The 545-nt window shown below is 24.6% G+C and carries 1 protein-coding gene; it reads right to left on the reverse strand.

Annotated elements, in window-relative coordinates:
• The coding region (locus G3997_RS05735) for an ABC transporter transmembrane domain-containing protein (protein WP_296644269.1) at positions 1-528 on the reverse strand (528 nt) is incomplete at its 3' end.
• Between the last annotated feature and the right edge of the window lie 17 nt (positions 529-545).

A 545-nucleotide genomic window follows, 5' to 3' on the forward strand; every position in this document is an offset into this window, starting at 1 on the left:
TTTTGATACTATTACTGTCATAAATACAAAACCAATTAAAGTTGCTAATATTGCTGTAATTGTTAAAGTTACATTTGTAGTAAACATCATATATAAAGAACCAATTAGTAATGATATACCACTAACTAAGCTTCCMAYACTTTGRTTTAGTGTTTGACCTATAGTATCTACATCATTAGTTACACGACTTAATACATCACCAAAAGTTGTTCTATCAAAGTATTTTAATGGTAATCGATTAATCTTTTGTGAAATATCACTTCTTAATTTATTAGTTATCTTTTGTGTAACTGTAGCCATTATAAACCCTTGTGAATAAGAGAATATAAAACTAATTATATATAAAGATGCAAGTAAAATACCTATCTTATTAATTTTTTCTATATCTATTCCTGTAACTATACCTTCTGTAATTAAATCTGTTATTTGACTTAATCTATCAGGATTACTAACAATTATTATTGAACCTTCTATAGCAAATAATAATGCCATAATTAAAAATACATTGTATTTTTTAARGTATGCCATAAGRTTTACAAGTCCAT

The organism is Romboutsia sp. 13368 (assembly GCF_018336475.1).
GTDB lineage: Bacteria > Bacillota > Clostridia > Peptostreptococcales > Peptostreptococcaceae > Romboutsia.